Raw genomic sequence first — 14,101 nt, forward strand, 5'->3', positions numbered from 1 at the left:
GGCCACGAGGCCCCTTTCGTCAGTCAGTGCGGTCCGTTCCGTTCCGGTCCGGTCCGTCCCGGCCCGACTGTAGCGCGGACGGCCGCGCGGGGCCGGGACCGCGCCCCGTACCCCGCACGGCAGACGGCGCTGCTCAGCCCCGGCCGCGGGAAACGGCGCGGATGACCTCGCGGCGGGCCTTCGCGCGGTGCAGGGAGGCGTGTTCGGACAGGGCGCGGGCGATTGCCTCGCCCGCCGCCACGCCCTGCTCCTCGACCGCCGTGACGTGCGGTGCCGTCCAGCCCGCGGCGGCCAGTTCGCCGTGGCCGGGGCGCCAGGCGTGGTCGGCGGCCGCCAGCAGGTCGGCGTCGAGGAGCGAGTCGCCCGCGGTGAGCACCTCGTCCGCGCCCGTGCGGCGCTTGACCTCGGCGACGGCCGCGCTCTTGGTGAGCGGCTTCGGGACGGCGTAGATCTTGCGGCCCTGGAGCGAGACGGTCCAGCCGCGCGGCTCCGCCCACGCCGCCAGCTCCTTGAGGTACTCGTCGGGCAGCAGCTTCCGCTCCACGACGAGATACGCGAACAGGTCCTCCGCGACCCGCTCCTTGAGCAGCCAGGCCGGGTCGGCGGTGGCGGTGAGGTGGGCGCGGACCTCCTCCAGCGGGGCGCAGGCGTCGGCCAGGGCGCTGCGCACGCCCGCGTGCCACTCGGGGTCGGACTCGCCGTCGACCAGCAGATGGCCGCCGTTCGCGCAGATCGCGAAGCGGGGGGCCGGGCCGGGGAGATGGACGCGCCGGTACTGCTCGGGGGTGCGGGTGGTCGTCGGTACGAAGATGTCGGTGCGGGCCAGTTCCGCGACCAGCCCGGCCGCGGCCTCCGTCAGGTACGACAGGGGCTTGCCCTCGTACACCTCGACGCACAGCAGCCGGGGCGCCTCGGCGTCGGGCATGTCCAGTCCGAGCGCCGCCGCCGAGTAGATCAGCGTACGGTCGAGATCACTTGCCACCAGAACGGTCATCGGGCCGCCTCCACCAGGTGTGCCAACACGGTCATCTCGCCGCTACCGCCTTGCCGTCCGCGCCCGTGGCGCCTCGTGTGTAGCGCGGGTGGATCAGCCCCACGCAGGTGTACGGCAGGCCGTCCGTCTCCTCGACGGGCACCCCGCGCTGCTCGGCGAGCATCCGTACATGGTCCAGATCCGCGCCCGCGCCCCGCTTCGCGAGGATCTTCCACGGGACGCGGCGCAGCAGCACGCGCGTCGTCTCGCCGACGCCCGGCTTGACGAGGTTGACGTCGTGGATGCCGTACTCCTCGCTGATCCGCTCGACGGCCCGCCACCCCTCCCAGGTCGGGGTGCGGTCGGCGGCGGCCAGCTCCTTCGCGTCGGCCGCCACGCCGTCGGCGACCTCCTCGAAGCGGGCCGTGACGGCGTCGAGGAAGTCGCCGGAGAGGTCCGCACCGGCCAGCTCGCGGTAGAACTTCGCGCCGTGGAAGTCGTCCGGTCCGACGAGGTCGGCGCGGAGCACGGTGCGCGATATCAGCCCGGAGACGGTCGAGTTGAGGCACGCGGAGGGGACGAGGAAGTCGTCGCGGGTGCCGTAGGTGTCCACGCAGCGGCCCGGGTCGGCGAGGACGGCGATCCGCGGGTCGAAGTCCGGGTACGGGGCGAGGGCGTCCGACAGCTCGCGGGTGATCGCGCCCTTGCCCGTCCAGCCGTCGACGAAGACCACGTCGGCCGGGTCGTGATGGTCGGCCAGCCAGCGCAGCGCGGCGGTGTCGATGCCGCGGCCGCGCACGATGGAGACCGCGTAGTGCGGCAGGTCGAGCCCGTGGGCGTGGCGCGCCCAGCGGCGCATCAGTACGCCGACAGGGGTACCGGCCCGGGCGAGCGAGACGAGGACGGGGCGCGGGGAGCGCTCGGCGAGCACGGTCTCGGTGACGGCGCCGACCGCCCGGGCGATCCGGCCCGCGGAGGCCGCGAGCGCGGCCCGGAACAGCTCCTGGTAGTCCTCGCTGGGCTGGTACTCGACGGGCAGCGACTCGGCGTAGTGCGCCCCGCCGCTCTGGATCGCCTCCTCGCGCTCCTCGGTGGGGGCTTCGAGGGTGACGTGGGAGAAGTCCTGGAGCAGCCAGCCGACGTCGTCGGGGGCGTAGGAGGAGAACGCTGGCCCGCGCAGGGGCTCGGGCGGCGGTTGGTGCATGGAGAGGGCCTGCCGTTCGGGGACGGGAGCGGGGGCGGAAGCGGTGGGGGGTGGTGGTACGTACGAGGGGACGACGGCCAGCAGCAGCCGGTCGGTGTGCCCGGCCAGCCGCGCGAGCAGCCCGTCGGGGGCGTGCAGCGCGGGGGTGTCGGCGGCCGAGTCGACGACGGCGACGACCGCGTCGAAGCGGCGCGCGGGGTCGGCGCCGGGCGCCACGTTGTACGCGTAGCGCGGCCCGGGCCCGTCGGCGGGGGCGTCATGGGCGGGGAAGGTGAGCGCGGTACGGATCGCGTAGCCGGGGTCGTCCACGGCGAGCACGGGCGACCGCGTGGTGGTCGAATACCGCACCTCGGCCCCGTCGAGTACGCCGTCCAGCGCCCCGGCGAGCCGCAGCGGCGCGTACATCAGCTCCTCGAAGCCGAGCACGAGGACGCTGCGCGGCGTGGCGGAGAGGGGTTTCCGCTCCGGCAGCCCGGGGGCCTCGTCGGTGCCCACCGCCCCGGCGGGCGCGGACTCCGCCCCGGCGGGCGCCGAGCGGTCAGCGGGCGCCCCGCCGTGCGGCGAGGTCGGGGCCGCATCCGTCTGATCCGGCTGACCGGTGGTGGCGGTCAGCGCCTCCGCGATACGTGACGCCATGGCCGGAAGCGCGGCCTCCAGGCGGGCGCGGTGGGCGGGGGTGAAGCCGTGGCGGCCGCCGTCCGGCAGCCCCTCGGGCCAGCCCAGCCCGACCCGCACGGCCCCCGGGCCGACCGGAGCCGCCCCCGGAGCCCGCGCGCCCGGGTCATGGGCGGCCGGGTCGTGGGCGGCCACCAGGCCGCGGCCGCGGTCCAGGACGTCGGGCGGGAGGTGGACCGTGCCGGTCGCGGCGGAGACGAGGTCCACGCGGGCGCCCAGGTCGGACGCGAAGGCGTCCAGGTGGGCGCGGTCCTCGGGGGAGCGCATGTCGACCAGGGCGACCACCACATAGTGGTCGCGGGGGAAGCGGCGGTGGAGGGCGGCGATGGTGTTGAGGACGGTGCGGCCGGTCGAGAACTCGTCGTCCACCAGGACCAGCGGGCCGTCCGTGGCCAGCAGCCGGGGGTCTTCCGGGAGCAGCAGATGGGACGTGGCGTGGCTGTGCTCCTCCTCGAAGCCGCCCACCGTGGGCACGCCCGCGACCGGGCGGCGGGTCGAATGCAGATACGGGGCGAGGGCCAGGCCGTCCGCGACGCTGTGGCCGAGGCCGGTGGCCGTCTCGGCGTAGCCGAGGACGACGGCGCGGGCCGCCGCCGCGTCGCCCAGCAGGGCGCGCACCTCCTGCCCGAGCGTCACACCCGCGCCGTGGACGGCGGCGGGGCGCTGGGGGATGTGCTTGCCGAGCACGTTCGACACGAGCAGATGCGCCCGCTTGGGGTTGCGCCGCAGCGCGAGCCCGAGCAGCCCGGGCAACTGCCCGTCGCCGTCGAGCCGTACGCCGAGCCGGTCCGCGACCCACTGTCCCGACCACACCACGCTGTCTGCCTCGTTTCCTCTCGCGCTCACGCGGTCCGCAGGCCCGCGGCCAGCAGTTCCACGAAGCTCACGTCGTCCCGGGAGACGCCGAAGACCTCGGCGCGCTGCAAGGTCCGCTCGGCCCACGCCCGGTGGGGTTTCACCTCGTTCATTTTGTTGGTGTACGCCGAGCGCAGCACACCGCCCCCGCCACGCTCGGGTTCGAGGATGTCCACCGCGTCGCTGAACTCCTCGTGGCTGACGACGGACAGGGCGTGCACCGGGGCGACATGGGTGGGGTGGATGCAGGTCTTGCCCTGCAGCCCGTTGGCCCGGTCCAGCTCGATTTCGCGCAGCAGCCCGTCCATGTCGTGCTCGATGAGCGCGGCGCGCAGCGATTCGGCGCGCCCGGAGAAGGGGCTGAGCCGCAACTGCGGCTTGAACATGCGCTCGTGCTGCTTGAAGTACTCCCACACCGGCCCGGTGACGGTGAATCCGGTGCCGTCGGCCCGGCCCAGCATGTTCACCACGTCGCCGATGACGGAGGCGACGAGCTGGACGTCGTACGCGGTCATGTCGGGCGCCCGGCGCAGCCCGTACGCGGAGCACAGGTCGGTCACCCCGAGCCGCAGCGCCAGCACCCGTTCCCGGTATTTGTCGACGATCCGGCCGATCCCGGCGAGGGTGTCGGTGCGGGTTTCGCGGTGCATCAGCTCGGGCGACTCCAGGACCGGCATCGCATACAGCCGCCGGCCTCCCAATACCTCGGCCACCTCACGGTTTTCGGCCGATATCAGCGCCTCTAGAAACGGAACGCCGCGTTCCTCGGTGAACTTGGGGAGTACGAATCCGGACAGCAGCCGGACGGCCGGTCCGAGCCGCCGGACGAGGCCGACGATCTGCTCGGGGGTGCGGACCCGGATGAACAGCAGTGGCAGATCGGCGTCCATGCCGCGCCCGTCGAGGGCCGCGAACTGCCGCACGAGATTCTCCTCGGCGCCCGGCACCTCGGCGTCGTGGATCGAGTCCTCCAGGCACAGCACCATGGAGACAACGCCCCGACCAGCCTGTTTGACGATGTCGTCGGCGAGGGAGGGCCGGGTGGCGGGACTGTAGAGGGTGGCGCCGAGAGCGACGGCGAGAGTCCGGGCCGGTGAGTCGACCGAAAATTCGACGGGCTGCTGATGGAAGAGACGCGTCCGCACCTCGTCCGGCAGATGTCCAAAATGCCGCATGTTTCTCCCCGCACTGCCGGTTCCCCACCCGGGCCACACGACCCTCGGGTGGCCGATTATCGTACGTCCGAGCCCGGGTCAAAAGTTCCCCAAGGGCGTGAAAATCACGTAACTCCTGTGCGTCGCTCCGGTATCCGGCATGCCCGTCCCGCCACATCCCACCAGCGCCGACCCGGCACCCTGCGTTGTCCCCGGACCCTGCGGGAGGGCAGGATTACGGCCATGACGCACGCGATGCTGAAGGGATCGAACATCCCGCTGGAGGCCACGGCCATACGCGCGGTGCTGCGCTGGACCCCCGGCACGGACGTTCCGGACGTCGACGCCTCGGCGCTGCTGCTGGGCACGGACGACCGCGTGCGCTCGGACGAGGACTTCGTCTTCTACAACCAGCCACGGCACCCCTCGGGCCTCGTCCGGCACCTGCCCAAGAAACAGGCGCCGGAGGGGCTGACGGACACCATCGAGGCCGATCTGACCGGGCTGGGGCCGGAAGTGCACCGGGTGGTGCTGGCCGCGTCGGCGGACGGCGGCACCTTCGGACAGGTACGGGATCTGAGCCTCCTGCTGTACGACGCGTCCCCGTCGGCCGCCGAGGAGCCATTGGCGATCTTCGCGGTGCTGCCGGAGACCGGCAAGGAGGCCGCGCTGGTCTGTGGCGAGCTGTACCGGCGGGGGGACAGCTGGAAGTTCCGGGCGCTGGGGCAGGGCTATGAGTCCGGTCTGGTCGGGCTGGCCACGGAGTACGGCATCTCGGTGGACGACGGCGAGGCCGCGGACGCGGTCCCGGACCGGGGCACCGGAGGGGGCGCCGACGAGCCGGAGGCCCTCGGCGGGGCCGAGCCGCTCTCCCCGCCCGCCGCACCGACCCCGAGCCAGGCCGATACGGCCGCTCTGCCGCCGCAGCAGCCACAGCCGCTCCCGCAGCCCGACCCCTGGGACCCGCAGGCGACCCAGCCGCTCTCCGCCGCGCCGGGCGCCACACCGACCGGCGACGGGGACTACTACCTGCCGCCACAGCCGCCCGTACCGCCGCAGGCGGCGCCGCACGCGCCGGCACCGGCCTATCCGCAGCCGCCCGCCCAGCCCCCGGCACAGCCCGCGTACGGCTATCCGCAGCAGCCGTCGTACGGATACCCGCAGCCGCCCGCGTACGGATACCCGCAGCAGGTGCAGCGGACCGATCCGCCGCCCCCGCCGCCGATCCCGATGCCGTTCCCGGACCCGAACTTCGCCCTGCCGCCGCAGGGGCCGCAGTTCCAGAAGCGCTAGCGGCACCCCGTGACGGCGGCGGCTACACCTTCGACTTGTAGCCGCGGCCCCACTGGAGGCCCCACCCGTACAGCCGGTCCAGCTCGGCCTGGAAGCCGTACACGTACTTCACCTCGCGGCGGACGACGATCTCGCCCTTGACGTTCTCCAGCATGACCACGGCGCACGAGCGGGCCTGCGGGGCCCGCTCGTCGAGCGCGATCTCCACCCGCGGACCGTTGCTCGGGAAGAGCGTGACCATGCCGTGCGTACGGTCGAAGGCGGGGGTGCCGTCGTAGATGTAGACGAAGACGAGCAGACGCTTGATGTCGTCCTTGTGGTCCAGATTGATGTAGATCGTCTCGCCCATGCCGGAGCCGAACCGGTCATCCCCGCTGAGCTTGACGTACGGCGCCTCGTTGAGGTTGCCGAAGAAGTCGCCGAGTGGCTGGACCACGCCCTTGGCGCCGCTCTTCAGCTCGTACATGACGGCCAGGTCCAGGTCGACGTTGACCATGGCGGGCCCCTGGGCCTGCACCACCTGCGGCTTGAACATCTGCAGCGGGTGGCGCAGCAGGCTGGGCCCCCTGCTGTTGAAGTCCGAGGTGCGCATCTGCCAGGACAGATTGATCCGCAGGTTGCCGCTGGCGGCCCCCTGTTTGGTCAGCGAAATGGTCGAGTTCCGCTTGGTCAGCTCGACAGCTCCGGTCGCGTCGCCGCTCTCGAACTCGCGCCACGCGGACCGCCCCCAGTTGCTCCAGAACGCCATCGTGCGCACCCCCACCCTTCGTGGCTCCCACTGCCTCAACACCGCTCCATGAGCAGCGGGGCGGCCGGGAGGTCGGTAGACCTCGGCCGCCCCGCTGAGAGCGTTCCTCAAACGCCGGTGCGTCACACTCCGGAGGTCAGACTCCGGACGTGACTTCCGCTTTCTCCTCTGATCCGGCTCCGCCGCCGCGTCCTTCCTTGCGGTTGCGGATGACCGAGGACCAGTACGAGGCGCCGATGAGGGCGACGCCCACCACGCCGGTGATGACCTCGTTGATCTCGTACTTGATGGTGACCAGCAGGATCACCGCCAGCGCGCCGATCGCGTAGTGCGCGCCGTGCTCCAGGTAGACGTAGTCGTCCAGGGTGCCCTGGCGGACCAGGTAGACGGTCAGCGACCGGATGTACATCGCGCCGATGCCCAGACCCAGCGCCATCTCGAAGATGTCGTTGGTGATCGCGAAGGCGCCGATCACGCCGTCGAAGGAGAACGAGGCGTCGATGACCTCGAGGTAGAGGAACATGAAGAACGCGGCCTTGCCGGCCAGGCCGACCACCGTGGCGCCGCTGCTGCCACGCCCACCGCCGTTCAGCTGGGCGGTCTCGGCGGGCTTCTTCTCGTCGGCCCCGTCCTTGTCGCCGTCGCCGTCCTCATCGTCTTCGTCCTCTTCGAGCTTGTCCTCGAAGAATCCGGAGATCCCGTTGACGATCAGGTACGTCATCAGACCGGCGACGCCGGACAGCAGCACGGTCGCGCTCTTGTCGCCGCCGCTGTGCGCCACGTCGGTGGCGAAGGTGGTGGCGGTGACCAGCAGCACGGCCAGGGCGATGACGGCCGAGAAGGTGTCCAGCTTGCCGAGCTTGGACAGCGGCTTCTCCAGCCAGCCCAGCCAGCGGATGTCGCGCTCCTCGAAGATGAAGTCGAGGAAGATCATCAACAGGAACATCCCACCGAAGGCCGCGATCGCCGGGTGGGCGCCCGTCACCAGGTGTTCGTACTTGTCCTTGTCGTTGATCGCGAGGTTCACGGCCTCGATCGGGCCCAGCTTCGCCGTGATGGCGACGATGACCACCGGGAAGACCAGACGCATGCCGAAGACGGCGATGAGAATGCCGATGGTCAGGAAGATCTTCTGCCAGAAGGCATTCATCTTCCGCAGGATGCCCGCGTTGATCACCGCGTTGTCGAATGAGAGCGAGATCTCCAGGATCGAGAGGATCCCGACGATCGCGAGCCCCTTCCACCCCCAGAGGACGCCGGCCAAGGCCAGACCGATCGCCGTGACGGCGAACGACCAACCAAAGGTTTTGAGGAGCACTGGCAACCCAATCCTTCTTCGTACGGTCTCCCCCGCGCCTGGTTACGCGGCTTTACGAAACGTTGACCCCGAAGTCTAGAGCGATGCCCCGGAGCCCCGACGCGTACCCCTGCCCTACCGCACGGAACTTCCATTCACCGTGGTACCGGTAGACCTCGCCGAAGATCATCGCGGTCTCGCCCGAGGCGTCCTCGGAGAGGTCGTAGCGGGCCAGCTCATTGCCGTCCGCCTGGTTCACCACCCGGATGAACGCGTTGCTGACCTGCCCGAACGTCTGACGCCTGGCGTCGGCGTCATGGATCGAGACCGGGAAGACGATCTTGTCGACCCGCTCCGGGACCTTGGTGAGGTCGATCAGCAGCGACTCGTCGTCGCCGTCGCCCTCCCCGGTGAGGTTGTCGCCGGTGTGCTCCACGGAGCCCTCGGGGCTCTTGAGGTTGTTGTAGAAGATGAAGTAGTCATCGCCGAGCACCCGCCCGGACCCGCACAGCAGCGCGCTGGCGTCGAGGTCGAACGGTGCTCCGGTCGTGGAGCGCGCGTCCCAGCCCAGGCCGACGAGCACCTGCGTGAGATTCGGCGCGGCCTTGGAAAGGGAGACATTGCCTCCCTTGGCGAGCGTAACGCCCATGATCCCTCCCCGGGGTAGTGCGATGGAGCGACGCGCGTCCGGCGCCGCACTCCCGCCCGTCGAGTGCAGGGGTGCGGCGCCGGACGTGGCGGCCGCGGCGGGCCCGGCCAATGCCTTCGGGGATCTCCCCTTGGGCCCGGCCGGGCGCCACGGCCGGTTCAGACGTTGACGCCGAAGTCCTGCGCGATGCCACGCAGCCCCGAGGCGTACCCCTGACCGATGGCGCGGAACTTCCACTCCGCCCCGTTCCGGTACAGCTCACCGAAGACCATGGCGGTCTCGGTGGAGGCGTCCTCGGAGAGGTCGTAGCGGGCCAGCTCATTGCCGTCGGCCTGGTTCACCACGCGGATGAACGCGTTGCGCACCTGGCCGAAGCTCTGCTGACGGGTCTCGGCGTCGTAGATCGACACCGGGAAGACGATCTTGGAGACCTCGGCCGGTACACCGGCCAGGTTCACCTTGATCTGCTCGTCATCGCCCTCGCCCTCACCGGTGATGTTGTCACCGGTGTGCTCGACGGAGCCGTCGGGGCTCTTGAGGTTGTTGAAGAACACGAAGTTCTGGTCGTTGCCGACCTTGCCCTCGGTGTTGGTCAACAGGGCACTGGCATCGAGGTCGAAGTCAGTGCCCGTGGTGGTGCGGGCGTCCCAGCCCAGACCGACGACCACCGCGGTCAGGTTAGGGGCTTCCTTGGTCAGCGAGACGTTGCCGCCCTTGCTGAGGCTGACTCCCACGAGTCCTCCCAATAAGGTTCGTCAGGAGCACTTCGTGCCCCTATCTCCATGAAGGTTTCCCACCAGGATCAACGCGTCGATCCTAGTGAGCGGTTCCCGCCCGAAACAGGTGTATCCCTGCTCGATTACAGGCTTTCGAGGGCCTTGGCGTAGTCGTTGAGGTCCCGGGCGTCCGGCAGACCGTTGACGACCGTCCAGCGGACCACGCCCTCCTTGTCGATGACGAAGGTGCCGCGCACCGCGCAGCCCTTCTCCTCGTCGAAGACGCCGTAGGCGCGGCTGGCCTCGCCGTGCGGCCAGAAGTCCGACAGCAGCGGGTACTCGAACCCCTCCTGCTCGGCGAAGACCCGCAGGCTGAAGGGCGAGTCGTTGGAGACCGCCAGCAGCTGCACGTCGTCGTTGACGAACTTCGGCAGCTCGTCGCGGAGCGCGCACAGCTCGCCGGTGCACACGCCGGTGAAGGCGAACGGGTAGAAGAGCAGCACGACGTTCTTCTCGCCGCGGAAGTCGGAGAGCCGGACCGACTCGCCGTGCTGATTCTTCAGCTCGAAGTCCGGAGCCTTCGTACCGACCTCTATGGCCATGGGAGCCATCCCTTCACATCAAAGTCTCGACTGATCACGGCCCACCCTACGCGCCGAGCCCCCCACCGAAAGGGAACGGCGGGGGGCTCGGGTGTGTAGGTCCTTCGGCCTCAGCGCTTGCCCGAACGGGCGGCCTTCGGAGTGACCAGGCGGCTGCCGGTCCAGTCCTTGCCCGCGTTGAAGCTCTTCGTCTGGGACAGGCCCGCGGTGGTCGCGGCCTCGTTGATGTCGCTCGGCTCGACATAGCCGTCACGGCCGGTCTTGGGCGTCAGGAGCCAGACCGGTGCGCCGTCGTCGATCATCTGGATGGCGTCCACCAGCGCGTCCGTCAGGTCGCCGTCGTCCTCCCGGAACCACAGCACAACGGCGTCGGCCACATCGTCGTACTCCTCGTCGACGAGCTCCTGGCCGGTGATCTCCTCGATGGCCTCGCGGAGCTCCTGGTCGGCATCGTCGTCGTAGCCGATTTCCTGGACCACCTGTTCGGGCTGAAAACCCAGCCTCGCGGCAGGGTTGGTCCGCTCCTCCGCGTGGTCCGCGGTCGCGCTCACGGATTGCCTCCTGTCATCTTTCGTTCACTCTTCGGATCTGGGGACCCCGCGCGCGTACGCGAGGGCATGGGGCGTAGTCCACACGGGCCGGGCGGATCGCGCAAGTACCCGGCCAGCGATCCCGCCCAAACGTTGACGTGTCGCCGCAACTCCCATCAGGGAGGAACGGCACGGAACGGCACGCGGCTGCCCGGATTACCCCGTTATGCCCAGCTTACGTGTGTGTATCGACACCCTACGCCGCCCGGAGCCGAACGGCCGTACGCAGGTGCCCCCGGACGTGGGCGTAAGGTTGCGATTTGGCCGTCGCGACGCCGACCGCACTCCGGCCGGCACCGTCCGGCTCGGTGAGCGCCCGTCCCAGCAGGTGTTGGTTACCACTCGGTAGAGGTGACGTATCCCGCACCCGAGGTACACGATGGAGACCGGCGCGACAGCAGCAGAGCACGAATCCATGTGCGTGCACAGCACGACCGAAAAGTGAAGGAATAGCGTGGCTTCCGGATCCGATCGCAACCCGATCATCATTGGCGGCCTTCCCAGCCAGGTCCCGGACTTCGATCCCGAGGAAACCCAGGAATGGCTCGACTCGCTCGACGCAGCCGTCGATGAGCGAGGCCGGGAACGTGCCCGCTACCTGATGCTTCGCCTGATCGAGCGCGCCCGCGAGAAGCGGGTGGCCGTGCCCGAGATGCGCAGCACCGACTACGTCAACACCATCGCCACCAAGGACGAGCCGTTCTTCCCCGGCAACGAGGAGATCGAGCGCAAGGTCCTGAACGCGACCCGCTGGAATGCGGCGGTGATGGTCTCCCGTGCCCAGCGCCCGGGCATCGGCGTCGGCGGCCACATCGCCACCTTCGCCTCGTCCGCCTCGCTGTACGACGTGGGCTTCAACCACTTCTTCCGCGGCAAGGACCAGGACAGCGGCGACCAGATCTTCTTCCAGGGTCACGCCTCCCCCGGTATCTACGCCCGCGCCTTCCTGCTCGACCGGCTGTCCGAGGACCACCTGGACGGATTCCGTCAGGAGAAGTCCAAGCTCGGTCACGCGCTGTCCAGCTACCCGCACCCGCGGTCGATGCCGGACTTCTGGGAGTTCCCGACCGTCTCGATGGGCCTCGGCCCGCTCGGCGCGATCTTCCAGGCCCGGATGAACCGCTACATGGAGGCGCGCGGCATCGCCGACACCTCCAACTCCCACGTCTGGGCGTTCCTCGGTGACGGCGAGATGGACGAGCCCGAGTCGCTCGGTCAGCTCTCCCTGGCCGCGCGCGAGGGGCTGGACAACCTCACCTTCGTGGTCAACTGCAACCTGCAGCGGCTCGACGGCCCGGTGCGCGGCAACGGCAAGATCATGCAGGAGCTGGAGTCGCAGTTCCGCGGCGCCGGGTGGAACGTGATCAAGCTGGTGTGGGACCGCTCCTGGGACCCGCTGCTCGCCCAGGACCGCGACGGTGTGCTGGTCAACCGGCTGAACACCACGCCGGACGGCCAGTTCCAGACGTACGCCACCGAGACCGGCTCGTACATCCGCGACCACTTCTTCGGTGACGACCAGCGGCTGCGCAAGATGGTCGAGGGCATGACCGACGACCAGATCCTGCACCTGGGCCGCGGCGGTCACGACCACAAGAAGATCTACGCGGCGTACGCGGCGGCCAAGGCCCACAAGGGCCAGCCGACCGTGATCCTTGCCCAGACCGTCAAGGGCTGGACGCTCGGCCCGAACTTCGAGGGCCGCAACGCGACCCACCAGATGAAGAAGCTGACGGTCGACGACCTCAAGGGCTTCCGCGACCGGCTGCACCTGCCGATCCCGGACAAGGAGCTGGAGTCCGGCCTCCCGCCGTACTACCACCCGGGTCCGGAGTCCGAGGAAATCCAGTACATGCACGACCGCCGCAAGTCGCTGGGCGGCTACGCGCCGACCCGCGTCGTGCGCGCGAAGCCGCTGCAGCTCCCCGGCGACAAGGCGTACGCGCCGGTCAGGAAGGGCTCCGGCCAGCAGCAGATCGCCACCACCATGGCCTTCGTGCGGCTGCTGAAGGACCTCATGCGGGACAAGGAGATCGGCAAGCGCTTCGTGCCGATCGCGCCCGACGAGTACCGCACCTTCGGCATGGACTCGCTGTTCCCGTCGGCCAAGATCTACAACCCGCTGGGCCAGCAGTACGAGTCCGTCGACCGTGAGCTGCTGCTCGCCTACAAGGAGTCGCCGACCGGGCAGATGCTGCACGACGGCATCTCCGAGGCGGGCTGTACGGCCTCGCTGATCGCGGCCGGTTCGGCGTACGCCACCCACGGCGAGCCGCTGATCCCGGTCTACGTCTTCTACTCGATGTTCGGCTTCCAGCGCACGGGTGACCAGTTCTGGCAGATGGCCGACCAGCTCGCGCGCGGCTTCGTGCTGGGCGCGACCGCCGGTCGTACGACCCTGACCGGTGAGGGCCTCCAGCACGCGGACGGCCACTCCCAGCTGCTGGCCTCGACCAACCCCGCGGTCGTCGCGTACGACCCGGCGTTCGGCTTCGAGATCGCCCACATCGTGCAGGACGGTCTGCGCCGGATGTACGGCGAGAACAGTGAGGACGTCTTCTACTACCTCACCGTCTACAACGAGCCGATCCGCCACCCGGCCGAGCCGGAGGACGTCGACCGCGAGGGCATCCTCAAGGGGCTGTACCGCTTCAAGCAGGGCGAGTCGGGCACCCACCCGGCCCAGATCCTCGCCTCCGGTGTCGCGGTTCCGTGGGCGGTCGAGGCCCAGCGGATGCTGGCCGAGGACTGGGACGTCCGCGCCGACGTCTGGTCCGCCACCTCCTGGAACGAGCTGCGCCGCGACGCGGTGGCGACCGAGGAGCACAACCTGCTCCACCCGGAGGAGGAGCAGCGCGTCCCCTACGTCACCCGCAAGCTCAGCGGCGTGGAGGGCCCGAAGGTCGCCGTATCCGACTGGATGCGCGCGGTCCCGGACCAGATCGCGCGCTGGGTGCCGGGCACGTACCAGTCGCTCGGTGCCGACGGCTTCGGCTTCGCCGACACGCGCGGCGCGGCTCGCCGCTTCTTCCACATCGACGCCGAGTCGATCGTGCTGGGCGTGCTGACGGAGCTGGCGAAGGACGGCAAGATCGACCGCTCGCTCCTGAAGCAGGCCATCGACCGCTACCAGCTCCTGGACGTGGCCGCGGCCGACCCGGGCCCCGCGGGCGGCGACGCGTAGGCATCACGCGACGGCATTGACGTGAAAGGGCCGGGGGGGGTGGGAAAACCACCCCCCCCGGCCCTTTGTCGCACCCTCAGCCCAGGGCACGGTCCCGACGGCCCACCGTCCGCCCGGGGTCCAGGGGCTTGCCCCTGGTTCGGGAAGGGGCGGGGTGGGGA

General features: G+C 70.1%; 11 protein-coding genes. 2 read left to right on the plus strand and 9 right to left on the minus strand.

What is annotated here, in order from left to right; all coding sequences use genetic code 11:
- Positions 1-133 precede the first annotated feature (133 nt).
- The 3 genes from ACZ59A_RS03445 to ACZ59A_RS03455 are packed head-to-tail and all read right to left on the minus strand — an operon-like array spanning position 134 to position 4,882.
- The gene (locus ACZ59A_RS03445; RefSeq protein WP_470952890.1) at positions 134-994 is read right to left on the minus strand and encodes an HAD family hydrolase; all 861 of its coding nucleotides are present in this window, start codon (positions 992-994) and stop codon (positions 134-136) included.
- A 31-nt stretch (positions 995-1,025) separates the two neighbouring features.
- Positions 1,026-3,698, minus strand: coding sequence for a phosphoribosyltransferase (locus tag ACZ59A_RS03450; RefSeq protein WP_470952893.1), 2,673 nt, complete (start codon positions 3,696-3,698; stop codon positions 1,026-1,028).
- Positions 3,695-4,882 carry an HpcH/HpaI aldolase/citrate lyase family protein gene (locus tag ACZ59A_RS03455; RefSeq protein ID WP_470952895.1) on the minus strand — a complete coding sequence of 396 codons (1,188 nt, stop codon included), beginning with the start codon at positions 4,880-4,882 and terminating at the stop codon, positions 3,695-3,697. Before ACZ59A_RS03455 ends, ACZ59A_RS03450 begins: the two co-directional genes overlap by 4 nt.
- 222 nt (positions 4,883-5,104) lie before the next feature.
- On the opposite strand from ACZ59A_RS03455, the gene ACZ59A_RS03460 reads away from it, so the two are divergent.
- Complete coding sequence (locus tag ACZ59A_RS03460; RefSeq protein ID WP_470952898.1) at positions 5,105-6,154, plus strand: TerD family protein; 1,050 nt, start codon at positions 5,105-5,107, stop codon at positions 6,152-6,154.
- 22 nt (positions 6,155-6,176) lie between these two features.
- Here the strand turns inward: ACZ59A_RS03460 and ACZ59A_RS03465 are convergent, their stop codons facing one another.
- The 6 genes from ACZ59A_RS03465 to ACZ59A_RS03490 all read right to left on the minus strand — a co-directional run bounded on the left by ACZ59A_RS03465 (position 6,177) and on the right by ACZ59A_RS03490 (position 10,717).
- Positions 6,177-6,902 carry a TerD family protein gene (locus ACZ59A_RS03465; protein ID WP_470952900.1) on the minus strand — a complete coding sequence of 242 codons (726 nt, stop codon included), beginning with the start codon at positions 6,900-6,902 and terminating at the stop codon, positions 6,177-6,179.
- Between the two features lie 136 nt (positions 6,903-7,038).
- Complete coding sequence (locus ACZ59A_RS03470) at positions 7,039-8,220, minus strand: DUF475 domain-containing protein (RefSeq protein ID WP_470952902.1); 1,182 nt, start codon at positions 8,218-8,220, stop codon at positions 7,039-7,041.
- 52 nt (positions 8,221-8,272) lie between these two features.
- Entirely contained in the window at positions 8,273-8,848 is a 576-nt protein-coding gene (locus tag ACZ59A_RS03475) for a TerD family protein (protein ID WP_470952905.1), read from the minus strand.
- 158 nt (positions 8,849-9,006) lie between these two features.
- On the minus strand, positions 9,007-9,582 hold the full coding sequence (locus ACZ59A_RS03480) for a TerD family protein (RefSeq protein ID WP_470952908.1): 576 nt from the start codon (positions 9,580-9,582) through the stop codon (positions 9,007-9,009).
- Between the two features lie 125 nt (positions 9,583-9,707).
- A complete protein-coding gene (locus ACZ59A_RS03485) occupies positions 9,708-10,166 on the minus strand; it encodes a peroxiredoxin (protein ID WP_468053964.1) in 459 nt (152 codons plus the stop codon).
- A gap of 110 nt (positions 10,167-10,276) precedes the next feature.
- Complete coding sequence (locus ACZ59A_RS03490; protein WP_470952910.1) at positions 10,277-10,717, minus strand: DUF3052 domain-containing protein; 441 nt, start codon at positions 10,715-10,717, stop codon at positions 10,277-10,279.
- A gap of 493 nt (positions 10,718-11,210) precedes the next feature.
- Here ACZ59A_RS03490 and aceE point away from each other — a divergent pair, with 493 nt between their 5' ends.
- Positions 11,211-13,940, plus strand: coding sequence for a pyruvate dehydrogenase (acetyl-transferring), homodimeric type (aceE, locus tag ACZ59A_RS03495; RefSeq protein WP_470952912.1), 2,730 nt, complete (start codon positions 11,211-11,213; stop codon positions 13,938-13,940).
- Positions 13,941-14,101 lie beyond the last annotated feature (161 nt).

Source organism: Streptomyces sp. NPDC040405 (assembly GCF_055595765.1).